The organism is Prosthecobacter sp. (genome assembly GCF_014879935.1).
Classification (GTDB): domain Bacteria; phylum Verrucomicrobiota; class Verrucomicrobiia; order Verrucomicrobiales; family Verrucomicrobiaceae; genus Prosthecobacter.
This window is the reverse complement of sequence record NZ_JACSRD010000136.1, coordinates 1-23,378: the sequence shown is the minus strand read 5'-3', so window position 1 is coordinate 23,378 and position 23,378 is coordinate 1. Positions and strand designations below refer to the sequence as shown.

Below are 23,378 nucleotides of genomic sequence, written 5' to 3'. Positions count from 1 at the left end.
CGCAGTTCGAAGTTTCAGGTTCAAAGTTTCAAGTTGCCGGGCCCCGGTCACCGCTGGTTCAGATAGTCCTCGATCCGCTGGGCTTTGCGCAGGAGGAAGGGCGTGTGCTGCTCGCTCATCTCCATGAATTTTTTGATGGCCTTCATGGTGGTGAGGAACTCGGCGGCGAATTTTTCATGCTCGGCGTCCTGCCAGGTCTCGCCGAGGGCGGAGAAGCGGCTTTGCAGCGAGGAAGCACGCTGCTGCATGTCGGTGTTGAAGCGTTTGAGCTCCGCCGCGAAGCGACGGACCTCCTCGGGATTCATGATTGCCTGGGCCATGTGGGAATGATGGCTGATCCACGCCGGATGACGAGCAAATTTCTGGCTCGCAGGAGCAGCCATGGACAAAAACAGCCCGATCACGGCATTTTCGACGCCTTTGGGATTGTGCCGCGGCTCCCGGGCCCGGATTCTGCCCATGCCAACCCAACCCCATCCATGCCATGAAGACCTGCTCGTTTCTCACCATGCTGCTGGCCGGCAGCCTTCCCATCGTATCCCACGCACAAACAGTGCCCTCTCAAGCGGAGGTGCGAAAGGCCATCAGCTGCGGAGTGGAGTTCCTCAAGGGCCGGCAGGACAAGGAGGGAGGCCACTGGGTGACGGCCGATGATCCAGCGCTCAGCGCCCTGGTCTCTCCGCCTTGATCCAAGACCCAGCGAATGAAGCCAAGTCCGACGAATTGAAGCGCGGCTATGACTTTCTGCTGCGCAACGTGAAGCCTGACGGCGGCATGTACACGAAGGCGCGTGCGAACTACAACACGGCCATCTGCCTGATGGCCCTGGTGCTGCGTGCGCGGCCGGAGGATGAGGAAATCATCCGCCGTGCCCGCCGATTCGTCGCCCATCAGCAAAACGACGCCGACACGCCGGGCAAGACGGACAATCCCTTCGACGGCGGCATCGGTTACGGCGGCGCTCAGCCCGGCGCACCGGCCCATGGGGACCTGTCGAACACGAGTTTCGCGCTGGAGGCGCTGTATTACTCGAAGAAGCTCTTCGAAGACAGCGGCAAGCCAGTGGAGAAGAAGGACGATCTGAATTGGAATGCCGCCATCGAGTTCGTCTCCCGCTGCCAGAACCTGAAAGCCACGAACGACCAGCCCTGGGCCGGTCAGGACCAGGAGAACATCGGCGCCTTCGGCTACACACCGGTGCCGCAGGCACCGCGCGGTGGCAAAAAGGACGGCGGACCGGTGCCGATGCGCTACTACGGCAGCATCAGCTACGCCGGCATGCTCAGTTTCATCTATGCCGGGCTGACGCCGGAGGACCCACGAATCAAGGCCGCGCTCGAATGGCTCGGCGCGAACTACACGGTGGATGAAAACCCCGGCATGGGAGCCGAGGGGCTCTATTACTACTATCACACGATGGCAAAGTCCCTGGCCACGGCTGGCATCCGCACGTTGAAGACCAAGTCTGGTGCGGCTGACTGGACGGCGGATCTGTCGCGAAAACTCATCAGCCTGCAAAATGCCGACGGCTCCTGGGCCAACACAGCCTCAGGCCGCTGGATGGAAAGCGATCCCGTCCTCGTCACCGCCTACACCGTGCTGGCGCTGGAACAGGTGCAGCGGGTGATGAAGTAGCGGCTCGACCTGCTCGCATGCAAAGAGCCGGTCACCGGGTCGGAATCGTCGGATTGCTGCTGTCAGCAGGCGCTGATGCCAATGCGGCGCAGAACCGGCGCAAAGGGCAGCCCGCTGCCATAAGCCGCCAACGGTTTCATCACCAGCCCCGCATGGAATGAATCACGGCATATCACGGCGATTCAGAATCTGCTGACAAATCAATCAACCGCACCATGAGCGGCAGTGTTCCGCACTCCAAACCCTCAATCCACATACAGCAACGCATTGCTGCTCATGAGTGCATGGCAGAGAGCGGTGAGGCCGAGGAAGGCGGGATCGGCGGGCGTCTTTGATGGGGCGCCGAGCTGGGCCTCGAGAGGAGTCGGATTGGCCTTGTAGAACTCCGTCTGGGCCTGCACGAACTCAACGCTCTGCTGCACGTCCGACTCGGACGGTGCCTTGCCGTGCACCAGCTTCCATGCGAGGCGGATTTGATCGGGCAGGTCCTTGCCGCCTTCGTTTTGCACGCGCTGGGCGAACTGCTGGGCATGCACGCGCATGGTGGCGCTGTTCATGAGCAGCAGACTCTGCGGACTGACGGTGGTGACGGCGCGGGCATCGCAACTCGGCTCCATGATCGGGGCGTCGAAGGTGGCGAACATCTCCAGCGGGCGTGACCGCCGTGCCTGCACGTAGATGCTGCGGCGGAACTCGTCGCCATTGAGCGGGATGATCTTGCCGGTGGGACGGCCGGCGGTGTCCGTGGTGTCGATGCCGATGACGACCTGCCCTTCCTCATTGAACATGACAGGCACGGGCGCTCCGCCGATGGCGGGATTGAGCTTTCCACTGATCGCCAGAAGCGAATCGCGCAGCACCTCGGCCTCCAGCCGGCGGATGTTCATGCGGCTGAGGTGGCGATTGTCAGGATCGATGGTGTCGCGCTTCGCATCGCGCGTGGAGGCCTGCCGGTAGGTGCGGGAGGTCATGATGAGGCGATGGAGATGCTTCAGGCTCCAGCCCTGACGCATGAACTCGGCCGCGAGCCAGTCGAGCAGCTCGGGATGCGTGGGTTTGGTGCCGAGCTGGCCGAAATCGCCGGGCGTGGCGACGATGCCTTTGCCAAAGTGGTGCATCCACACGCGATTCACCATCACACGGGCCAGCAGCGGATGTTTGCCATCGGTCAAAGCGTTCGCGAAGGCGAGACGGCGGCCGCTGGTGGCCAGTTTCGGGTCTTTCTCGGGCAATTCGACCTTCCGCTGGCCGGCGAGCACGGTGAGCTCGCTGGGGCCGACTTTGTCCTTCGGCTGGTCATGATTGCCGCGATTGAAAATGAACGTGGCAGGGATGAGTTCGGGCTTGGCCTTCGGTTCTTCGACAAAGGCGTGCAGAAACTCCTCCTTCGGCTTCTTCTCGCGCACCTTGGCAGCTTCCTCGGACATGGCCTTCAATTCAGCGGCATGCTTCGTCTTGTAGGTGGTGTCGTAAAGGTAGAGTGAACCGGCGCTGAGCTGGTTGATGCGCGGCCAGGCTTTCAGGAGCGCGACCTGCTCCTTGCCGCGTTTCTTGGCTTCGGTGCGATAAGCGGTGCGCAATGCGTCGCGATCCTTCTCCGGGGCCTTGGCGAGTTCCTTTTCAAGCACCTCGGTGATGAACTCCTCCGTCTTCTTGAGACGAGCGTCGTCGATCTTCTTTGCCTCCACCTCCACCTTGGCCGCTTCCGCAGCCTGAGCATCGGTGAGCAGTGAAACGAGGCGACGAGCCGGATTGCGCCACGCCTTCGTGTCGAAACCGGGCTCGAACACGGCCCGCAGGCGGTAGTAGTCGGCCTGCGAGATCGGATCGTAGCGATGATCGTGGCACTGGGCGCAGCCGATGGTGAGGCCGTAGAGCGAGGTGCCGACCATTTTGAGCGTGTCGGCGATGTTGGCATTCTTGGTCGCTTCATCGCTCAGCTCACCGGTGCCATTCGGCGACATGCGCAGGAACCCGGTGGCGGCGAGTTTTTCGATCGAGTCGGCCGATTCCTTGTTGAACGGCTTCGGAATCATCTCATCACCCGCGATCTGCTCGCGCACGAACTGGTCGAAGGGTTTGTCCTTGTTCAGGGCGTCGATGACGTAATCTCGATATTTCCACGCCCATTTGCGCTCCAGATCCTTCTCGCCAAAGCCCTCGCTATCGGCGTAACCAGCCGCATCCAGCCAGTGACGGCCCCAACGCTCGCCATAGTGCGGCGACGCAAGAAGACGATCGATGAGAATGCGGACTGCGGAATTCGGATTGCGGATTGAATCAGCAACAAAGGCATCGACCTCCTCCGGCGTCGGCGGCAGCCCGAGCAGGTCAAAACTGGCGCGGCGAATGAACGTCACCGGATCGGCCTCCGGCGAGAAGTTGAGGCCTTTTTCCGTCAACTTGGCGGCGATGAAGGCATCGATGCCGGGTTTAAGGTTTAAAGTTTCAAGTTTCAAGTTGGCCGCTGACGACGCGCTTTGGCCACCTGAAACCTGAAACTTGAAACTTGGAACTTTCGGAATCGAAATCGGCTGGAGCGACCACCACGCCCGATCTTCATCCGTGAAGGCATGCTCGGGCCCGAGTTTCTCCGGCTCCGGACGAGCCGTTTTCGCTCCACCGGCGATCCAGGCTTCCAGAGTCGCGATGTCCTTGTCCTTGAGCTTCCCCTTCCCTTTCGGCATCTCGCCTTCCTTCACGAGTTCGAGCAGATGGCTCTTCGCCGCATCGCCCGGGACGATCGCAGGACCCGTTTTGCCGCCTTTGACAATGAAACGCGCCAGTCGCACGTCGAGCCCGCCCTTGGTCTCCCCTTCCTCGCCATGGCAGTGAAAGCAGTGCGCCTTCAAAATCGGGCGCACGTCTTTTTCAAACGTCAATGGGGCCGCCGCAGCCGGCATGGCGGCGACGAAGGTCAGGGGCAAAAGCAGGCGCGTTCCGTGCATGCCTACTGTACGCAGACTCAGGCCGACATTTCTCGCACGGCATCATCCACCGCGCTGTCCATGACATCGCAGGCTTCGAGGAGGGCTTCTTCGGTGACGGTGAGCGGCGGGCAGATCTTCACGGTCTGGCCCCAGGCGCCAACGGGTGCGAAGAGCAGCAAACCACGCTGATAGCACAGCTCGATGATGCGATGCGCGAGGTCGTGATTCGGCTCTTTTTTGCCGGGAACGACGGTCTGCATGCCTGCGACGAGTCCGGCGCAGGTGACGTGGCCGATGACGTGCGGATGGCGCTTCTGGATGGCTTTGCAGCGCTCGTGCAAAATCACGCCGAGACGTGCCGCATTGCCGGTGAGGTCTTCTTTGAGCGTCTTGCGGATGCTGGCGGTGGCGGCGGCGCAGCAGACGGGATTCCCGGTGTGCGTGCTGGTCATGCTGCCGGCCGGGAATTGATCCATGATGTGCTGGCGGCCGATCACGGCGCTCAGCGGCATGCCACTGCTGATTCCCTTGCCGCAGCAGATGAGGTCCGGCGTGACGCCGTAATGCTCGAAGGCCCAGAACTTGCCCGTGCGACCAAAGCCGGACTGCACTTCGTCAAACGTGAGCACGACTTGATGCTCATCGCACCACTGGCGGAGCTTCTGGATGTATTCGACGGGCGCGAAGTCAGGACCGACGCCTTGATAACTCTCCATGATGACGCCGGCTATGTTTTGGGGCTTCATGCCGCTCTTTTCGATCGCTTTCAAAAACGCATCGAAGCTGCTGTCGCCCTCCCAGTAGCCATCAGGGAACGGCGCGTTAATGATGGCATTGTCGAGATTCACGATCCACGATTTCTGACCGCTCATGCCGCCGGCCTGCTGGCTGGCGAGCGTGCGGCCGTGGTAGCCGCGATCAAAGCCGATGATGCCGATTTTCGACGTGCCGCCGACTTTGATGCCGTGCGCGCGGCTCAATTTGATGGCGCACTCGGTGGCCTCGCTGCCGCTGCTGAGGAGGAAGACCTTTTTCAGGCCCTCCGGCGAGACCGAGGCGATGATCTCCTCGGCTTCGAGGCGTTCCTCGCTCGGGAAAACGTAGTTGTGAATGAGTCCGCTCTGGATCTGCTCGATCATCGCCTTGCAGATTTCCGGCGCGGCGTGGCCGGCGTTCGTCACAAGCACGCCGCTGCTCCAGTCGAGCCACTGGTTGCCATACTTGTCGAAGACATGGATGTCCTGCGCCTTGTCCCACACGATGGGCGGCATGCCGCGCATGGACAGCGGCTCCACCTCGCGCATGCGATCCAGCAGCGGGACGCTGTCCGGATGCGGCACCGGCGTGCAGATGCGGCGGTGCTTGGTTTCGACGTGCGGAACGGTTTGCGGGATGGTGCTGAATTCTTTGCCCATAGTGGCGACGATGATGCATGTGCCGCCACGGAGCTGCTACTCGCTTTAAAGCAGGTCGCGGTATTTTTGTGCGCCGGGTGTGGGTGAATTCCAGATTCCACGTTTCATGTTTCATGTTTCATGAAACTCGAAACGTGGATCAACCGCTTCAAAAGCCCTCGGGGCCTTTCACGGCCTTGAGTACGCCTTGGTCGCCCTCCGGCCAAAAAGCGCCGTCCTCGATCCATTCGCGAAGTTCGCCGATCTGATCTTCCGTGAGGCTCAGATCGGTGCGTGGCATCATCTTGGCATGCGTGCCGCCCCGTTGCACCGCAGTGATCAGCAAACTCTTATCTGGATGGCCCGGAACAAGGCATGACTCTCCTTTGGCAGTGCGCTGGAATGCGGTGGCCTTGCTGCTGAGATTGAGCGCGGGCTTCGGCAGGGAGCCGTTGTGACAGCGGAGGCAGTGCTGCTCAAAAACGGGCTTCACTTCGGTCATGAAGTACTTCTCCTCCGCAGAGGATGGTTCCCGGACGACCGCACAGGCGGAGAGCGACAGAACGAAGATGAAGGCGGAACGCATGAATCGAGCATAGCTGGCACCGGACCCGTGGCTATGCGCACTTTGTGCAAAGTTGGGCCTGTCCTTGACGATGCGGGCGTGCCGCGATGATCGTTGCACCGAATGAAGCCTCCCAAACGTCTCCCAAAACCTCGCCCCAACGGCCACTGCCGCATCGTCCTGACCGGTGGACCGGGCGGCGGCAAGACGACGGCGGGAGACCTCTTCCGCCGAGAAATGGGCGGCAAGGTCGTTCTGGTTCCCGAGGCGGCCACGATGGTCTTCAGCGGCGGATTTCCTCGCGTGCCCCAGATCGAGGCCGTTCACGCGGCGCAACGCGCGATTTATCACGTCCAAATCCATCTGGAGGAGGCCGTGATGGCCCAGCATGAGGAGCAAATTCTGCTCTGTGACCGCGGCACGGTGGATGGAGCCGCCTACTGGCCCGGCGGCAGCGAGGGCTTTTTCGAAGACATCGGCACTTCGTTGGAACGTGAACTGGCCCGCTACGACGCGGTCATCTTTTTTGAAAGTGCGGCCGTGGGCCACATGAGCATCGAAGGCGGAAATCCCATCCGAAACGAGACGTTGGAACAGGCGGTGAAGCTCGACCGTCGGCTGCGCGATCTGTGGTCGCAGCACCCGAAGTTCATGCTCGTGCCGCACAATCCGTCGTTCTTCAAAAAGATCTCCTTCGGCCTGGCGGTGCTCGACGGCATCGTGAGCGAACTGGGCTGCAAGGAGCGGCGGCGAAAGATGCGTTGATCCAAACGCCTCCGTGCGCGTAATGAGAACCGCACATGAGAGTCGAACTCGTCAACACAGGCACGGAACTTCTCCTCGGAGACACAGTGAACACCAATGCGGCGTGGATCGGCCAGCGGCTGGCCGCGCTGGGCATCCAGGTGGCGCGGCAGACGATTGTTCCCGACGGAGCCGTGATCCGGGTGGCGATCGCCGAGGCAGCGCAGCGTTCGGACGTCGTTTTGGTTTCGGGCGGCCTGGGACCGACGAATGACGACCTCACCCGCGAATCGACGGCCGAACTGCTGAGCCTGCCGATGAAGCTGAATGACGGTGTGATGGCTCACTTGAACGAATACTTCGCCAAACGCGGCAAACCGGTCAACGACGCGACGAAACGGCAGGCGATGGTGCCACGCGGTGCCGCCGTGATGCCGAACCCGTTTGGAACAGCACCGGGGCTGTATTTCCCCGCCGCACTCGGTGAAGCGCTGGGGTGGAACGCGCACCTTTTTCTCCTTCCCGGCCCGCCGCGTGAGCTGAAACCGATGATCGAGAACGAAGTGGAACCACGCCTGCGCGAATGGCTGCCGGATGGCGCTTCGCGACGCGTGCTGTATCTCAAAGTGACCGGCGTGGGTGAATCCGACATCGTGGAGGCGGTCGAAAAGCGCCTCGAATGCGTGCCCGGGCTCGATCTCGGTTACTGCATCCGCGGTGGCGATGTGGATGTGCGCCTTGCCGGTCCGCAGAGCAGCGTGGAGGCGGGCGCAGGCATCGTGCGCGAAGCGTTTGGCGACTGCATCACCTCCGAAGACCGGCGCATCCTCGAGGAAGTGATCGTGCAGTTGCTGACGGAGCGCGGTGAATGGCTGGCCACCGCCGAATCCTGCACTGGCGGCACCATCGCCAGCCGCATCACCGATGTGAGCGGTTCCTCACGCGTGTTTGGCCACGGCTGGGTGACCTATGCGAATGAAGCGAAGCAACAGCACCTCGGCGTACCCGCTGAGTTGATCGAACAGCACGGTGCCGTGAGCGAGGAAGTGGCCCGTGCGATGGCCGAAGGCGCTCTCAAGCAAAGCGGCGCGGATCACGCGCTGTCCGTCACCGGCATCGCCGGCCCGACGGGCGGCACACCCGAGAAGCCGGTGGGCACGGTGTGGATCGGCCTGGCTTCGAAAAACGCGGAGACCTGGGCTTTGAAGCGGTTTTACCCCGGAGCCCGGGATCGGTTCAAGCTGCTCACATCCCAAGCGGCGCTGGATCTGCTGCGGCGGAGGTTGTGTGGGTTGAAACCGAGAGTGTGAGTGGTCAACGAGCCGCCTTCACCTCATCCCAGACCTTCGTGTATTTCGCGATGTCGGGGCCGAGATCCTCAATGACCTCGCATTTGGCTTCAACGTCGGCAGGAATGGTGATGGCGGGGTTTTTGAGGAAATCGGGGCTGACTTTGTCGAGCGCGGGTTTGTTCGGGCAGTAGTAGCCCATCCACTCCATGTTCTCGGCGGCGATGGCGGGATCGAGGACGAAATTGATGAAGGCGTGGGCGAGTTCGCCCTGCTTCGCGGCCTTGGGAATGACCATTTCATCGCAGCCGATGGTCACGCCTTCGCGAGGGATGAGAATCTCGACTTTGGGATTCTCCATCTGCACCTGGAACAGGTCGCCGCTGTAGCCGTGAACGAGCAGGAACTCGGAGGAGTCGATGCCGGCCTTGTAGCCTTCGTTGTCGAAGCGGGCGATGTTCTTTTTCCAGCGGATCAACACGTCGCGTGCGGCGGCCAGTTGCGCCTCGTCACGCGTGTTGATGCTGTGGCCAAGGGATTTGAGTGCCGCGCCGATGCTTTCGCGCATGTCATCCAGCAAGGTGACGCGTCCGGCCAGTGCAGGCCGGTCAAACATCGCCCACGAAGCTTCAGCGTCCTTGATCTTGTCTTTGCGCACGGCGATGGCCGCGTAGGCGAAGGTGTAGGGCACGCTGTGCTCCATCGTCTTGTCCGTGACCTTGGCGAGAACCGCGGGATCGATGTTGGGCAGGTTCGGGATCTTCGTGTGATCCAGTTTCGCCAGCATGCCCTGCGCATTCATGACCTGGATCATGTAGGCGGTGGGAAACACGAGGTCGTAGCCGGTCGCGCCGGCCTTGAGCTTCGCATACATGCTTTCGTTCGAGTCAAAGGTGTCCACCACCACCTTGCAGCCGTGGTTTTTCTCGAACTTCTCGACCACCTCAGGGCTGACGTAGTCCGCCCAGGTGTAAATGTGCAGCGTTTCCGCGAACGCGCCGGCGGACAGCAGAAAGAGGCAGACCAGCGGCTTCATGCGGCAGCAGTGCGCAGGACCGGAATGGCTGGCTGACGACGGATGGCGGCCTCCGTGTTGTAGGCAGCGAGCAGGAGGCAGGAGAAAAGGAGGTCGCTGAGGAGCGACTGACGCAGGAACCACGTCGTGGGCGGCAGACCCGGTGTGCCGGATGTGAGCGCCTGCGCCCAGCCCGCGAGTGTCTTGGCATAAACTGGATCATGCAGCCACGAAACCGTGTTTGTGATGAGGTAAAAGCCGACCGAGCAGCCAGTCACACCGAGCAAACTGCCCACGAGGCCGATTTGCCCCCGGCTACGGGCGGCGAACCAGGCGGCAAGGCCAAAACAGCCGTAAACGGCCACCGCTTCCCAGTGCAACACGTCCTTCAGGCCCGTCGCCGCCAGACCGATGACCAGGAGCAACGCTGGAATGGCCAGAAACGAGACCCGCTTCGGAAACACCAGCGTCCCAGTGAAGGCCAGCGCCATCCATGGGGTGAAATTTTCCAGCCACGGCACATGCGCGATGCCAGCCAGCTTGAAATAGCGGAAGAGCACGGCGGCGAGCACGAGAACGAATGGAACGACGAAGGCGCGTGAGGATCGGGAGTTCATGTCGGAGAGGAAGGTTGATACGATGTCTTTGCTCAGACCGCGACGCCTTTCTTGCGCAGGAAGGGCACGAGCTCATCCACGCCGAAGTCGGCGAGCACCTCGCCGTCCCAGTCCATCGTGGGGGCCTTGCTCTGGCCGCTGAGGTCGATCATCTCCTGCATGGCCTCGCGATTGCCGCTGACGGTGATCTTTTCATACGTGATGCGGCGGGCGTCGAGGTAGTCGAGCACTTCATCACACCACGGGCAGCCGGTTTTGACATAGAGGATGGGTTTGATCATGCGCGCATGATGCCGCGTCATGCCATGGAGGCAAGCGCGCGTCCGGGATTCGCGGTTGACCTGCCCCCTCTGCCCCGCTTAGAATCGGCCCGCTGTTTTCAGAGCCCCCCAACGCTCCGATTCCTGTCCTTTTGACCGAATAATCCCCTAATGCGCCATCTCCGAACCCAGAATGCGCTGAAGGAGACGTTCCACTGGACGGAACGCCTGAAAGTGACTCCCGGCGTGTCCCTAACACCCGTCGGAATGTCCTTTGAGCCCGCTGGGCCGTCGCGGCCCGGCTTTGAAAACTGCAGCAGCCCGATGTGGCGCTGTGGCAGACCGCAGGTGCGGTCTGCCAGGTGCCGCGGAGCCGTGGAAGAGGCAAGCCGCCCGTTCCCGCCCGCCGCCGTTCCCAGCGCCCCGGCCCTGCTCGAACACACAACACACCCCAACGCCAACGCACCCCATGTCCGATCACCCAAATCCGAACCGCAACCGCCGTCGTCGCAGCCGCAATCGTGGCCCCCGTCCTGACGGTCCCCGTCCCAGCCGCGAAGGTGGCCGCGAAGCCCCTCCTTCCTTCCTGCAGAAAATTCTGGGCTTCTTCGGCCTCGGCAAATCCAAGTCCCGGAACCGCCCGAAACCGCAGAACCGCCCCGCTTCCGCAAACCACGAGTCCGCGCCGCGTCCGCAACGCGAGCCCCGTCAACGCCGCGAGGCTCCGTCGGCCGTCAATCCGGCCGAAATCACGACGGATCGCCTCTACGTGGGCAATCTGTCCTACGACGCCACTGAGAGCGATCTGTTTGAGCTGTTCAACGGTGTCGGCGGTGTCCGCAATGCGGAAGTCGTGGTCAACAGCCGCACCCAGCGCTCCAAAGGCTTCGCCTTTGTGACCATGGGCAGCGTGGATGAGGCACGCCGTGCCGTGGCAGAACTCAACGGCAAAGACTTCATGGGACGCCCGCTGCAGCTCAGCGGCGCAAAGCCGAACAACCGCGGTGGCAGCGATGATGGAGCTCCGCAGGAGGAGCCGGCTGCTGCGGCAGCCTGATCGAGACCTCAGACTCCCTACCGCCCGCAGGCTGTGAAGCCTGCGGGCTTTCTTTTTCGGAATGGCCGCAGAAAGTGCGGTCGCCAGTGAACAAATCGCGTCGCACTTCTACAAACAACGACAGCCACACCATGCCTGCCTCCCCCTTGCTCGATCGGGAACCTGAACCCGGAACCGCGATGACCAGCGCACCCGTCGTCCAAGTCAGCCCGGAGGAAGTCCGCGCGGACGAGCACTTTTGCAGCCTGCTCGACGACCGGGCGCTCCTGAGCGGCCCGAACCGCCGTTTGCGCGACCTGCAACTGCTTTACAGCGTGGCAAAGGACTTCATGCGCGGATTTCGCGCGCTGCATTTCGTGGGTCCGTGTGTCACCGTGTTCGGCTCGGCCCGTTTTGACGAGAAACACCGCTATTACCAACTGGCGCGTGACATGGGCGCGGCGATCGCCCGCATGGGCTTCACCGTCATGACTGGCGGCGGGCCAGGAATCATGGAGGCCGCCAATCGTGGCGCGAAAGATGCTCGTGGACGCAGCATCGGCTGCAACATCCGCCTTCCCTTCGAACAAAGCCACAATCCCTATCTCGACCGCTGGGTCACGATGGACCATTTCTTCGTGCGCAAAACGCTGCTCATCAAATACAGCTACGGCTTCGTCATCATGCCCGGCGGGTTTGGCACGATGGATGAGATGTTCGAGGCGCTCACGCTCATCCAGACTCGCAAGGTGAAAAGCTTCCCCATCGTGATCATGGGCTCCGAGTTCTGGCCCCAGATGCGCGAATTCATGGAACACATGCTCAAAGGGGCCACGATCAGCCCGGAGGACCTCGATCTGATCAAATGGACCGACTCGGTTGAAGAGGCGTGCGCCCACTTGCAGGAGAAGGCGGTGAAGCAGTTCGGCCTGCGTCGCCAACGCATGCCGCAACGCAGCGCCTGGCTGGGTGAGAAGGCCCTTGAAGCCGCGCAGTGAACTCCTGACTTCGCCACCATGTCCGCGCACACCTTCACCCTCTCGAACGGCCTCAAGCTGGGCTACGCCGAGTATGGTGATCCACGTGGCGAGGTCATGTTCTACTTCCACGGCTGGCCGTCATCGCATGTGCAGGGATCGCTGTTCGACGAGCCGGCCAAAAGACATCGCATCCGGCTGATCTGTCCTGACCGGCCGGGCATCGGCCTCTCGGACTTCCAGCCCGGCCGAACGCTGTTTGACTGGCCTCAGACACTGACCGAACTGGCCGCTCATGTCGGCGCGGACAACTACCATGTGCTGGGCTGGAGCGGCGGCGGGCCTTACGTGCTGGTGACCGCACTGAAGCTGCCGAAGCGCCTGCTTTCCGCCTCGATCATCTGCGGGGCTCCGCCGCTGAAGTTTCTCGGCGATCGCGACATGTTCTGGCTTTACCGGGCCATGATCCAGTTGCGGCATTTTTTTCCCACCATCCTTGGCGCTGTCCTGCGACTGGGCGGCATGGTGGCCCGGGGTTCGCCGCAAAAAGCACCGCTGAAATGGCTCATGAAACTCCTTGGGGAAGAAGACCGCCGCGTGTTGCAGCAGCCCGGAATCTACGAAGTGGTCCGTGATGCGACTCTTGGAGCTCTGAATCGCGGCGCACGCAGCGTGATCGCCGACGCTGACATTTACCTCAGCGAATGGGGCTTTGAGGTCAGCCAGATCGCCTTTCCCATCCGTTTTTGGCATGGCAAACAGGATCGCAACATCGCCTACACCTACACCGAACGCATCGCCTCGCTGATTCCGGCCGCCAGCACGACCTGGTCCGAGATTGACGGCCATTACTCCATGCCGATCACGCACGCTGAGCAGATCCTGTCGGCTGCGCTGGCGAAACCGGATTCACCGGGAAGCCTGGGGCAGCAGGATGGGAATGCCGTCATCGATGGCGAAATGCTGGCTGCCGTCCTGCGTCGTCAGAGCCGCTGAAACACCGAGTTTGGCGCATTCCTCGGCCGTGGCATGGCGCAGCGGCTGGTGCGTGTCCGGGCAGCGCATCAGCGGGAGGAAGTCTTCGAGCCAGGCGGTGTCGCTCATCAGTATTCAGACATCTTGGGATCAATCTCGCGTGCCCAGGCGATGATGCCGCCGGACACATTCCACACGTCGTTGAAGCCCAGCTCACGCAGGCGGCTGACGGCGCGGGCGCTGCGTCCGCCGCTTTTGCAGTGAACGAGGATGCGTTTGTTCTTCGGCAGCTCGCCGGTGCGGTTTTCCAGCTCACCGAGAGGGATGAGCGTGGCACCATCAATGCGGCAGATGGCTTGCTCGTGCGGCTCGCGCACGTCGAGGAGGAAGTGGTCGTCTCCGGCATCGCGGAGCTCTTTGAGTTCGTGGACGGTCATGGCTGGCATGTCGGGAGCTGCCGCGGGGGATTTGGGGATGCCGCAGAAGCCCTCGTAATCGATGGGTTGGGTGATGGTGGGTTTGTCGCCGCAGACCGGACAGTCCGGATCGCGGCGCAGCGTGAGCGTGCGGAAGCGCATGCTCAACGTGTCGAGATGGAGAAGTTTGCCGAGCAGCGGCTGGCCGATGCCGGTGATGAGTTTGATGGCTTCCAGCGCCTGCATCGTGCCGATGAGGCCCGGCAGCACGCCGAGCACGCCGCCTTCTGCACAAGAAGGAACCAGGCCGGGAGGCGGTGGCTGCGGGCACATGCAGCGATAGCATGGGGCACCGAGATGCGGCGCAAAGACGCCCACCTGCCCGTCAAAGCGCAAGATGCTGCCATACACGTTCGGCTTCTTCAGCCACACGGCCACGTCGTTGCTCAGGTAGCGTGTGGGGAAGTTGTCCGTGCCGTCAATGATCACATCGTAGCCCGCGGCGATGCGCATCGCGTTCTCCGCCGTGAATCGCTCAGGGTAAACCTGCACATCGAGATGCGGATTGATGTCCAGCAGGCGCTCGCGGGCCGCGTCGAGCTTTTTCCGGCCGAGGTCTTTTTGTCCAAAAAGGATCTGCCGCTGCAAATTGGTCACCTCGACGACATCCGGGTCCACGAGACCAAGCCCGCCGATACCCGCCGCCGCGAGGTACATCGTGATTGGCGACCCCAAACCGCCCGCGCCGATGCACAGCACCCGCGCCGCCCGCAGCCGACGCTGCCCCTCGATCCCAAATTCGGGAATCGCGAGGTGACGCGCATAGCGGCGCAGTTCGTCGGGGGTCAGGTCGGACATTGCTGCCCTACGATGGCGTGCCACGGCTCGGGCGCAACGATTCCCACGGTTGCGGCCCGAAATGCCCCGTCTAGTCTGCCCTCATGCCTGATTGGACACCCCCAACCTCCGTCAATCTGGTCGATCTCGGCTTCATGGACTCGCGTTCGAAGCTCATCGACCTCGCCGCCTTCCTCGACCGCGTCCAAAAAGCCGGTCAGGACGGCGACTTCCGCGTCCAGGCCCTCAAAAACGCCCTCACGCTGCTTTCTCAAGACAAACCACAGCGTGCCAAAGACGTGCTGCTGAGCTTCAGCGATCCCAGCACCGAACCCATCGCCAAAGCCACCATGCAAGGTGCCATCGGTGCCTTCAAGGCCTGAACTTGAAACTTTAAACCTGAAACTTGGAACTCCCAGGGATGAACTACATCGAACCCCACGGCCACATGGTCAGCCGCACCACGGATTGCTACGAGCGCATGGCGCTTGCCGGCTGTCAGGCCATCTGCGAGCCCGCGTTCTGGGCCGGCTTTGACCGCGCCAGCGCCGACGGCTTCTACGACTACTTCCGCCAGATCACCGAGTATGAGCCGAAGCGTGCCGCGAAGTTCGGCATCAAGCACTTCTGCTGGCTCTGCATCAACCCGAAGGAAGCCGAGGACCTCAAGCTCGCCGAGGACGTCATCGCCCTCATCCCGCAGTTCATCGACAAGCCCGGCGTGCTCGGCATCGGCGAGATCGGCCTCAACAAAAACAGCCGCAACGAGCTCGCCATCTTCGAGCGCCATCTGCAAGTCGCGCAGGACTACGACCAACTCGTCCTCATCCATACCCCGCACCTTGAGGACAAGCTCAAAGGCACGCACCTCATCGTCCAGGCGCTGAAAAACTTCTCCAAGATCAAGCCCGAGCGTGTCATCATCGACCACGTCGAGGAGCACACCATCGACCACGTGCTCGACCATGGCTTCTGGGCCGGCATCACGCTTTATCCCGAGAGCAAATGCACCCCCAATCGTGCCATCGACATGCTGGAGCACCGCCAGGCCGAGCGCATCTGGATGAACAGCGCCTGCGACTGGGGCGTGAGCGATCCCCTCGCCGTCCCCAAGACCATGCAAGCCATGCGCCACCGCGGCTGGACCCCCGAAATGATCCAACGCGTCGCTTGGGACAATCCCCGCGCCTTCATGGGCCAGTGTGAGAGGTTTACGCTTTGATTCGATCATGCATCTACGCCTGCCAGCCCAGATCAACGCGGATGGCTTGTTGCCGTTCCTTGCACAGTTGTCCACGGTAGGCGACGCGGATGAGGTGAAGCTCGACTTCGAGGCGCTACGCCGGGTTTCCCCCGGTGCGTTTGTAGCGTTGGTGGCCACAGTCACTCGATGGTTGCGGCAAGGTAAAAGGGTGGCGTTTCAGAATCTGGAGCGCTGCGCAATCACCGGCTACCTGCAACGCATGGATGTGCTCAAGGCTTGTGGTGCAGAGCTGCCGGAGAACTTTCGTCGCCACGATGCACGGGGCCGGTTCGTTCCGGTGCAATTGGTGGATCATGATGTGGACCGGATGGGCAATGAGATGGCCACTTGTCTGGCTCCCGGCGGCGAGGACTACGAGCACCCGCTTGGGGCGCTTCACAACCTGACTTGGTATGTCTTTACCGAGACGGCCAACAATGCGCGTCAGCACAGCCGCGGGCTCGGTTATGCGGCGGCGCAGGTGGCACGTTCCGAGGGACTGGTCCGGCTCGCCGTCGGAGACAATGGCAAGGGCATCCGCCAGAGCTTCATGGACGCCGGTTTTTCCTGGGCGGCTGGCATGACCGACGCTGAGGCCATTGTGAAGGCCTTGGAGCCGAAAGTCTCCAGCCGTGGCCGCCCCACGAACGAAGGAGTGGGCCTGACGCTGGTCTCCGGGTTGGTGCGGCGCACGCGGGGATGGCTCCTCGTGGTCAGCGGCGACGGTGTGGTGCGCATAGGGGCAGGCGGACCACCCGAACATATTCCATTGCCAGACGAAGGTCACTATCAGGGCACCTTGGTGGTCACAGCCTTCCGGCAGGAGGACGTAAAAGACTTCGCCAGCCTCCTGCATGATGCCAAGGTCGAGGCTGGACTCTTGCGCCGCACGGTACAGTCTGGTACGTTCACATCATGAAACTCGACCTCAACCTCGCTGACGAATTCGGCACAGGCCTCGCAGATGGTGCGCTGGCGGCGGAGTTTCGCCAGGGGCGCATGGCCCCCTACGCAGGCATCTGTCCGGAAATCGTGCTGAACTTCACCGGCGTGCGCAACGCCAACAGTTCTTTCATAAACGCCCTGGTGGCAGGATTCGTCGAACAGCATGGCCCCCAAGTGCTGGATCGCCTCGTCTTCCGTGGATGCAACCCTGTGGTGCGCGTATTGGTCGAGTCGGCCATCTCGCTCGGACTTGAAAAGCATGAGATGATGGCGTGAGAGTCCAGGGCCCGTTGCCAAAGAAGCGCATATAGCTTTCTACTGCCGGCGGCTTCTTGAAATTCATTGCCGACACGCTGGCCGCAGGGCATAGCATTTCAGCTGTCCGCACTGTCTCCACGCCTCGATGACCACTCCCAGCCTCGACACCATCGCCCTCATCGCCGGAAACGGCATTTATCCGGAGACCTTTGTCGCGGCAGCACGGAAGGCGGGTGTCAAAAAACTCGTCGCGGCCGCCTTTACGAATGAGACGAAGCCGGAGCTCGCGGGGATGGTGGATGCCATCGAGTGGTTCCGCGTCGGCCAGCTTGGCAAGATGATCTCCTTCTTCAAAAAGGAAGGCGTCACGCAAACCGTCATGGTCGGCCAAATCGCGCCGAAGAACCTCTTCGACCTGCGCCCGGACCTCCGCACGCTGATCATGATGGCGAAGCTCAAGCAGCGGAACGCCGAGACGCTGTTTGGCGGCATCGCGAACGAACTCGCCAAGGACGGCATCGCACTTCTGCCTGCCACCACCTTTCTCGAAGACCTCATGCCCGGTCCGGGCCATGTCGCCGGTCCGCAGATCAAAAAACGCCGCCAGGAGGATGCCGAATACGGCTTCAAGATCGCGAAGGAAAGCAGCCGCCTCGACATCGGGCAAACCGTGGTCGTCAAAAACGGCACCGTGCTCGCGGTGGAAGCCTTTGAAGGCACGAACGAGGCCGTGAAGCGCGGTGGCTCGCTCGGACGCGGTGGCGCGACGATGGTGAAAGTCTCCAAACCGAATCAAGACATGCGCTTCGACGTCCCCGTCGTCGGCCCGGACACCATCCGCACGGCAGTCGGAGCAGGGGTGGACCTCATCGCGGTGGAGGCCGGCAGGACGTTGATTCTGGGGAAACCGGAGGTTCTCAGGCTATGCAGCGAGCTGAAAATCAGCGTCGTGGCTCTGGAATGATTTTTTTCTCGCCTTTTGGAGGCTTGTTGGGTCTAATCAATGCGGGTGCAGGAGAAATCCTTCATCCGCATAACATCATAACCAACCCACAAACGCACTCATAAAATGAAAACGAAACGAAACCAAGCCTTCACTCTGATCGAGTTGTTGGTGGTGATCACGATCATCGCGATTCTCGCGAGTCTGGCCGTGCCCGCCTACAGCGGCATTCAGAAGATGGGCAACCAAGCCAAAGGCATCAGCAACTGCAAGCAGATCATCCTCTCGCTCAAGCAGTTCTCCAAGGACAACAACAGCCAGTATCCCGACTCGGTTCCGAACAACCAGACCGGTGGCGTCGCCGCAACAGCCAACGACGCTTTCCGTTTCTTGGTCCAGGAACAGATCGTCATGGACGAGCGAATCTTCGGCTGCCCTGCTGGCTACAACCCGGACAACAACATCGGCACAGCCCCTGCCTACGGCATGGCGCTGATGCCAGGTGAAAACCACTGGGCACTCACAGCCGGCCAGACCGACGCAACACAGGGCAACATGCCTCTCGTGTACGAAAACCCGGTCACCCCAGGCTGGCCGCCACAGTGGAATGCGGACGTCGCCGGTCAGATCCGTCCGGGCCGCACCTGGCCTGGTGGTGAGATCATCATCGGACGCAATGATGGCAGCGTTCAGGTGGAGAAACTGAATGGCAAGCGCGGTACCGTCGGTCCGAAGGTGATGGCGGGTGGGATGGATTCGTTCACCCAGGCTTCCCAGGGCCAGCCTCAGCGCGTCTTGAACGCCGTGATCACAGGTGGTGCCCAAGGTGTTGGCAGCTACACCGACCCGAATGCGCTCCCTGGCGGCCTGCCGGGCGGTCTTCCGGGCGGCCTGCCGGGCGCACCGCTGCCTGGAGCGTTTCCTGGCGGTGCTCCTGGCGCTCCGCTGGGACAACCGGGTGGTCTGCCTCCTTCTCCACTCGGGCAGTAAAGCATTGACCCGTTGTTGAGTCTGCGCCGCCGGATGGAAACATCCGGCGGCTTTTTTATGTCTGATGGCGGAGTTTGCGGGCAAAACACTTGACCCTTTCGCCCGGTCCCCGCTTACTGTCAGGCCCATGACTTTGCGGGACGTTCGGCTCATCCCGCCCCCACCCCCAAACCGATCATGCTGCCCGTTTTCCGTCCTCGTCACCGCCTTCATCGCCTGCTGACCGCCCTCTCGCTGCTCCTGGCAGCGACCCTGTTCTCGTCTGCTGCCGCTAGCGCCTTTGACACCGTCATCCTCGACCCGGGCCATGGTGCCCACGACCGCGGTGCGGCCATCGGCTATGTGTATGAGAAACACCTCGCGCTGGACACTGCGCGCCGAGTCGAGCAATTGCTCAAAAAAGAGGGCCTCAATGTCATCATGTCCCGCAGCCGTGACGTGTTCATTCCTCTGCATGACCGTTCAGCACTGGGAAACAGCCGCCGCAACGCCATTTTCGTCAGCATCCACTACAACTACAATCGCGGCGGCAGTGGTGCCGGAGCGGAGACCTATTATCACTTTTCCTCCAGCTACATGCTGGCGGCGTACATCCAGGCCTACCTCGTGCAGCGTTCCAGCATGACCAACCGGGGCGTCAAAAGCGCGAATTTCCACGTCATCCGTGCCACCACGAAGAACCCGGCCGTGCTGGTCGAATGCGGCTTCGTCAGCAACTCCAGCGAACGCGCACGCATGATGACAGGCGAATTCCGCAAGCGGATCGCCGAAGGCATCGCCCAAGGCATCATCGCCTACAAGAAGTCGAATTGATCAGGCAGACGCTTTCGCCGCTGCCAAGTCTTCCGAGGAAGCGTTCTTTGCCTGCGTGGACGATTTGTCCAGTCGTGAAAGCACCAGTCCATATATCAGCAGAGCCGCCTGACTGATCCAGAAGCCGTAGATATTGGGCCAAGTGCCATCGGTGAAGCCGTAGGCGTGCAGGCCCACGCCGAGTTGGTTCACGCCGAACCAGGAGAAGACCACGATGCAGCCGAGGACGAGGTTGCAGTTGTGGAGGCCGACCTCGCGGATGTAACCACCGAGGCGGGCGTGGAGGATGACGAGGCACATGAGGCAGATCATGAGCGCGCCATTTTCCTTCGGGTCCCAGCCCCAGAAGCGGCCCCAGCTATAATTCGCCCAGATACCTCCCAAAACCGTGCCCACCAGGGCCAGAAACAGGCCGCAGCAGATGAATCCATAGGCCACACGGGTCAAAAACCGGCCCTCATCGGATTTTGGCCCGAATCTGCCGAAAAGACGCTGCACGAAGTAGATCATCGAGATCAGCGCGGCGACCATGCACGCAGCGTAGCCGAGATTGATGAGCGGCACGTGCGTGGACAGCCAGAAATTCGTGATCAGCACCGCCTGCAGTTGATGAAGGGTGTCCGTGGCCTCGCTGGCTTCGAATTGAATCGCCAGGAACATGCAGGCAGTGCCTCCAATCGCCGCCACCAGGAGCCCGAGTCCGCGTTTCGTGATCCATTCGGCGACAAGACCGAACAAAGCCACGGAGGCGCCGATGAACAGGATGGTCTCATACAGCGTTGTGATGGGCGGACGCTGCATGATGATGCACCGGATCACCACACCCGTGATGGCGTAGCCCGTTGCCGCGGCGAGCAGCAACCAGGTGGCGACTTTGGTGAATTTTTCCAGCTTGGACCCGGGTGCGATCCATGACAGAGCCACGGCCACGAATCCGACGAGGAAAATCCATTGCGCGTAGAAAAAGTAGTCCGCTTTGATCGCATGACGCTCCAAGGCGACGAAGGTCCCTTCGCCACGAGCGTTGGCGGCGTCTTGGATCCTGGTGAGCAGGGCCTTCGAGGCCGCTTTGAACTTCGCCGCGTCAGGCAACGCCAGATAGACGTCTTCGTAAGCCGCCAGCCAGGCAAGTTGATCGGCGCTGACTTCCTTCTCGCCATTGATGGCGCCGAAAATGATCTCTCCAGGACCGTGCCAGGCCTCCTGCGCCTTGGGTCCTGGCGGGAAAATGCGGAGTTGCTGCTCCGCGTTGCCGCCCATCATCGCACCGAGCGCCGCCTTGCCGAAATCGCGAAACCACGGGATCTGCATCGGCGGGCCGCCGTTCGTGCGCACGGCATTGGCGAGGGCATTGAGGCTCTTTGAGAGGCGCACCGGTTTCTCAACGCCAGCAGGCAGTTGATCCACTTTGTCCCCCAAGGGGGAGCGGATGAAGTCGAAGTGCCCGGTGATCATCTCGTAATCGAGGAAGTTCGCGGCGAGCTGCACGATCATGCGCTGCTCCGGCGTCTGCTTTTTCGTCGGGATCTCGCGATACTCGCTCATTTTTTCCATCAGCGTCTGCCGCGCTGGCTCGATCTCGGCAAAGGTGTACTGATCCCGCTTCCCCTTGGCAGTGAGCCCCAGTTCCGTGATGGCGGAGGAGTTATCGACCTTGAACAGCGGCACGATCCTGGCGATGTCGGGGCGGAACCAGCTCATCAGCAGCCATTCCGTGGCGTTCAGCTTCACTGGCTTGTCGCCATCCTTCACAATCGGCTTGCTGGCCACGGGGTCGGTCAACGGCTTGCCATCCATCTCGCCATTCTCGGTCAACCAGATGCTCCGGCGGGCACGAAAGCGCAGCAGACGGTAGTTGGCGACATTTTCGAGCGGCTTGATCCGCCCCGATTCCTGGACGGGGATGGACGCAAAGGTCTCCACCACCTCTTTGTCGCGGAAAAGATCGAGCGGTGGGAGCTCGGCGGCCGGCAGGGCCATCGCGGTGAGAAGGCAAAACGCCACGCAGATGGTATTCGCCAGTGCGAGGCAGCGCCCTGGAGTGCGCCGGTCCTCCAGCGCTTTTCGAACGTTGCGTGGCTCGCGGAAAGCTCCAGAGGGCTGGAGCACTCCAAAACGCTGTCGCGCGACAGAGGGCTCCAAAGGGCAAAGAGAAGTTTTCATGGGGTTTGAGCAATGAGCAGGTTACAGCAGTTTCCACATCGCCAGGCCGAAGGCGGCGTTGAGCGCAAACATCACACCGGCGGCGAACAGCCACTCGTTCACCTTGAGGAAACGTCCCAACATCATCAGGAAGTGCAGAAGAAGTCCCTCAGCGACGATGATGCAGGAGATGAGCGGCCAGTGGTCCGATGGATTCTCCACGATCATGAAGCCGCTGCTCTTCACGCCATTGCCTTCACCTTCACCGGAGCTGAAGGTGCTCTGGAACACGGCGTAGCCCTCGCTGCGCACCGGCTCGTTCATGGTGATCACGCGTTTCTCCTCGCGTCCGCCTTCCAGCTTCGTCACCCAACTGGTGAAACGGCGTGCCATGCGGGTTCCGGGATGCTTCTCTTCCTCCGTTTTGTCCAGCTTGATGGCAAACGGCAGCCGGTAGGTCCGATGCACGAGCGAGATGAGATACTTGTCGCCGCCGACGGTGACTGTCCAAGGTGCCGCGGCGAACTCCCAGAGAATGCCTTTCTGCTCCTCGCCGCCTTTTTTGTCCTTTACGATGGCCACGCAGGCGCTGGCGAGTTGTTCGTCCGCCAAAGCAGAGCCGGATTCATCCACCGGGCTCACTTCCTGGATGAAGTAGCCATCAATGACATCGCCGCGCGTGCCTTCGCGATCACGTTTGGGCTGCGCGTGCTGCTTCCAGTTCGTGATCATGAGATCAAAGGGCAGGCTCTCATGGGTGAACGTCCTTCCCTTCCCCGCGCCCAGGTCCTCATACTGGGACTCATCGATCACGAGCACGGAGCGCTTCGCCTTGTCGTCTGCCTGGACCTTTTCGATCTCGATGACACGGTCATGGAAGCTGAGAAACTCATCGCTCGTCTCCCCCTCCCGCAGGCTCATGTTCCCCTCGATGGCAAAGTGGTAGCTGACCGCGCCGGCGGCGATCATGAGGAGGATGGCGAAGTGCGAAATGATCACGCCGATGGTCTTCGGCGACTTGCGGATGCGAATGATGCCCCCGAGGAACATGTTCACGAACAGGATCGCCATCAGCGTGTAGCCGCCCGGGAGGATGTACAGTGGCAGCGTGAACCGGCCGAGGTCCACGATCGCCAGCGCACGCAGGCAGGCGCCGATGTCGATGCGATCGACAAAGAAGGACTCAAAGTAACGGGCCTGGCTGGCCACGAGACCGTATTCCGCCTGCTCCAGCGTTCCCAGGAAGGTGATGAGCAGCAGCAAGGCCAGCACGACCGTGGCTAGGCCGAAGCTGGAAAGGAAGGCGACGATTTTCGCGAGAGGATTTTGGCTGGGGGGGGACACGGGGCGAAAT

24 protein-coding genes are annotated in these 23,378 nt (G+C 61.6%); 14 read left to right on the top strand and 10 right to left on the bottom strand.

All coding sequences use genetic code 11. The annotated features are described in order from the left end of the window. Nucleotides 1-47: 47 nt before the first annotated feature. Nucleotides 48-320, bottom strand: coding sequence for a WXG100 family type VII secretion target (locus IAE77_RS11545; protein WP_294226419.1), 273 nt, complete (start codon nt 318-320; stop codon nt 48-50). A 164-nt stretch (nt 321-484) separates the two neighbouring features. Between IAE77_RS11545 and IAE77_RS11540 the strand changes: the two genes are divergently transcribed. After that, nucleotides 485-688 carry a hypothetical protein gene (locus IAE77_RS11540; RefSeq protein WP_294226416.1) on the top strand — a complete coding sequence of 68 codons (204 nt, stop codon included), beginning with the start codon at nt 485-487 and terminating at the stop codon, nt 686-688. Next, entirely contained in the window at nt 685-1,635 is a 951-nt protein-coding gene (locus IAE77_RS11535) for a prenyltransferase/squalene oxidase repeat-containing protein (RefSeq protein WP_294226413.1), read from the top strand. The genes IAE77_RS11540 and IAE77_RS11535 overlap by 4 nt, the downstream gene beginning before the upstream one ends. Nucleotides 1,636-1,880: 245 nt before the next feature. On the opposite strand, the gene IAE77_RS11530 is transcribed toward IAE77_RS11535, so the two are convergent. The 3 genes from IAE77_RS11530 to IAE77_RS11520 all read right to left on the bottom strand — a co-directional run bounded on the left by IAE77_RS11530 (nt 1,881) and on the right by IAE77_RS11520 (nt 6,545). Further along, nucleotides 1,881-4,583, bottom strand: a complete 2,703-nt coding sequence (locus IAE77_RS11530; RefSeq protein ID WP_294226410.1) for a DUF1553 domain-containing protein — start codon at nt 4,581-4,583, stop codon at nt 1,881-1,883. A gap of 17 nt (nt 4,584-4,600) precedes the next feature. After that, nucleotides 4,601-5,980 carry an aspartate aminotransferase family protein gene (locus IAE77_RS11525; RefSeq protein WP_294226407.1) on the bottom strand — a complete coding sequence of 460 codons (1,380 nt, stop codon included), beginning with the start codon at nt 5,978-5,980 and terminating at the stop codon, nt 4,601-4,603. Nucleotides 5,981-6,128: 148 nt separating this feature from the next. After that, on the bottom strand, nt 6,129-6,545 hold the full coding sequence (locus IAE77_RS11520; RefSeq protein WP_294226405.1) for a c-type cytochrome domain-containing protein: 417 nt from the start codon (nt 6,543-6,545) through the stop codon (nt 6,129-6,131). 102 nt (nt 6,546-6,647) lie between these two features. On the opposite strand from IAE77_RS11520, the gene IAE77_RS11515 reads away from it, so the two are divergent. Continuing rightward, entirely contained in the window at nt 6,648-7,289 is a 642-nt protein-coding gene (locus IAE77_RS11515; RefSeq protein WP_294226402.1) for an AAA family ATPase, read from the top strand. Between the two features lie 35 nt (nt 7,290-7,324). Then, the gene (locus IAE77_RS11510) at nt 7,325-8,578 is read left to right on the top strand and encodes a competence/damage-inducible protein A (protein ID WP_294226399.1); all 1,254 of its coding nucleotides are present in this window, start codon (nt 7,325-7,327) and stop codon (nt 8,576-8,578) included. Nucleotides 8,579-8,582: 4 nt separating this feature from the next. Here the strand turns inward: IAE77_RS11510 and IAE77_RS11505 are convergent, their stop codons facing one another. From IAE77_RS11505 to IAE77_RS11495, 3 genes are read right to left on the bottom strand one after another with little or no spacing between them, the layout of a single operon-like run. Beyond that, complete coding sequence (locus IAE77_RS11505; RefSeq protein ID WP_294226396.1) at nt 8,583-9,593, bottom strand: spermidine/putrescine ABC transporter substrate-binding protein; 1,011 nt, start codon at nt 9,591-9,593, stop codon at nt 8,583-8,585. Continuing rightward, nucleotides 9,590-10,189, bottom strand: a complete 600-nt coding sequence (locus tag IAE77_RS11500) for a DUF6580 family putative transport protein (protein ID WP_294226393.1) — start codon at nt 10,187-10,189, stop codon at nt 9,590-9,592. Before IAE77_RS11500 ends, IAE77_RS11505 begins: the two co-directional genes overlap by 4 nt. Before the next feature lie 32 nt (nt 10,190-10,221). Further along, nucleotides 10,222-10,470 (bottom strand): glutaredoxin family protein, encoded by a 249-nt coding sequence (locus tag IAE77_RS11495; RefSeq protein ID WP_294226391.1) that lies wholly within the window; start codon nt 10,468-10,470, stop codon nt 10,222-10,224. 448 nt (nt 10,471-10,918) lie between these two features. Here IAE77_RS11495 and IAE77_RS11490 point away from each other — a divergent pair, with 448 nt between their 5' ends. From IAE77_RS11490 to IAE77_RS11480, 3 genes are all read left to right on the top strand, one after another. Continuing rightward, entirely contained in the window at nt 10,919-11,506 is a 588-nt protein-coding gene (locus tag IAE77_RS11490; protein WP_294226388.1) for an RNA-binding protein, read from the top strand. Between the two features lie 131 nt (nt 11,507-11,637). Further along, the gene (locus IAE77_RS11485; protein WP_294226386.1) at nt 11,638-12,483 is read left to right on the top strand and encodes a TIGR00730 family Rossman fold protein; all 846 of its coding nucleotides are present in this window, start codon (nt 11,638-11,640) and stop codon (nt 12,481-12,483) included. Nucleotides 12,484-12,501: 18 nt separating this feature from the next. After that, a complete protein-coding gene (locus IAE77_RS11480; protein WP_294226383.1) occupies nt 12,502-13,458 on the top strand; it encodes an alpha/beta hydrolase in 957 nt (318 codons plus the stop codon). Nucleotides 13,459-13,565: 107 nt separating this feature from the next. Here IAE77_RS11480 and moeB read toward each other — a convergent pair whose 3' ends face one another. Further along, the gene (gene moeB, locus IAE77_RS11475) at nt 13,566-14,711 is read right to left on the bottom strand and encodes a molybdopterin-synthase adenylyltransferase MoeB (protein ID WP_294226380.1); all 1,146 of its coding nucleotides are present in this window, start codon (nt 14,709-14,711) and stop codon (nt 13,566-13,568) included. Nucleotides 14,712-14,794: 83 nt separating this feature from the next. Here moeB and IAE77_RS11470 point away from each other — a divergent pair, with 83 nt between their 5' ends. The 7 genes from IAE77_RS11470 (at nt 14,795) to IAE77_RS11440 (ending at nt 19,882) form a co-directional block, all read left to right on the top strand. Further along, nucleotides 14,795-15,073: a hypothetical protein gene (locus IAE77_RS11470; protein WP_294226377.1), complete on the top strand. Its 279-nt coding sequence runs from the start codon at nt 14,795-14,797 to the stop codon at nt 15,071-15,073. Between the two features lie 38 nt (nt 15,074-15,111). Continuing rightward, nucleotides 15,112-15,912 carry a TatD family hydrolase gene (locus tag IAE77_RS11465; RefSeq protein WP_294226374.1) on the top strand — a complete coding sequence of 267 codons (801 nt, stop codon included), beginning with the start codon at nt 15,112-15,114 and terminating at the stop codon, nt 15,910-15,912. A gap of 7 nt (nt 15,913-15,919) precedes the next feature. After that, nucleotides 15,920-16,852 (top strand): hypothetical protein, encoded by a 933-nt coding sequence (locus tag IAE77_RS11460; protein ID WP_294226372.1) that lies wholly within the window; start codon nt 15,920-15,922, stop codon nt 16,850-16,852. Continuing rightward, nucleotides 16,849-17,154 (top strand): STAS-like domain-containing protein, encoded by a 306-nt coding sequence (locus IAE77_RS11455; RefSeq protein WP_294226369.1) that lies wholly within the window; start codon nt 16,849-16,851, stop codon nt 17,152-17,154. Before IAE77_RS11460 ends, IAE77_RS11455 begins: the two co-directional genes overlap by 4 nt. Nucleotides 17,155-17,281: 127 nt before the next feature. Then, nucleotides 17,282-18,100, top strand: a complete 819-nt coding sequence (gene lpxI / locus IAE77_RS11450; protein ID WP_294226366.1) for a UDP-2,3-diacylglucosamine diphosphatase LpxI — start codon at nt 17,282-17,284, stop codon at nt 18,098-18,100. 105 nt (nt 18,101-18,205) lie between these two features. Further along, on the top strand, nt 18,206-19,069 hold the full coding sequence (locus tag IAE77_RS11445) for a type II secretion system protein (protein ID WP_294226363.1): 864 nt from the start codon (nt 18,206-18,208) through the stop codon (nt 19,067-19,069). A 177-nt stretch (nt 19,070-19,246) separates the two neighbouring features. Further along, the gene (locus tag IAE77_RS11440) at nt 19,247-19,882 is read left to right on the top strand and encodes an N-acetylmuramoyl-L-alanine amidase (protein ID WP_294226360.1); all 636 of its coding nucleotides are present in this window, start codon (nt 19,247-19,249) and stop codon (nt 19,880-19,882) included. Here the strand turns inward: IAE77_RS11440 and ccsA are convergent, their stop codons facing one another. Further along, nucleotides 19,883-22,045 (bottom strand): cytochrome c biogenesis protein CcsA, encoded by a 2,163-nt coding sequence (gene ccsA / locus IAE77_RS11435; RefSeq protein WP_294226357.1) that lies wholly within the window; start codon nt 22,043-22,045, stop codon nt 19,883-19,885. Between the two features lie 21 nt (nt 22,046-22,066). After that, on the bottom strand, nt 22,067-23,368 hold the full coding sequence (locus IAE77_RS11430; protein ID WP_294226354.1) for a cytochrome c biogenesis protein ResB: 1,302 nt from the start codon (nt 23,366-23,368) through the stop codon (nt 22,067-22,069). Between the last annotated feature and the right edge of the window lie 10 nt (nt 23,369-23,378).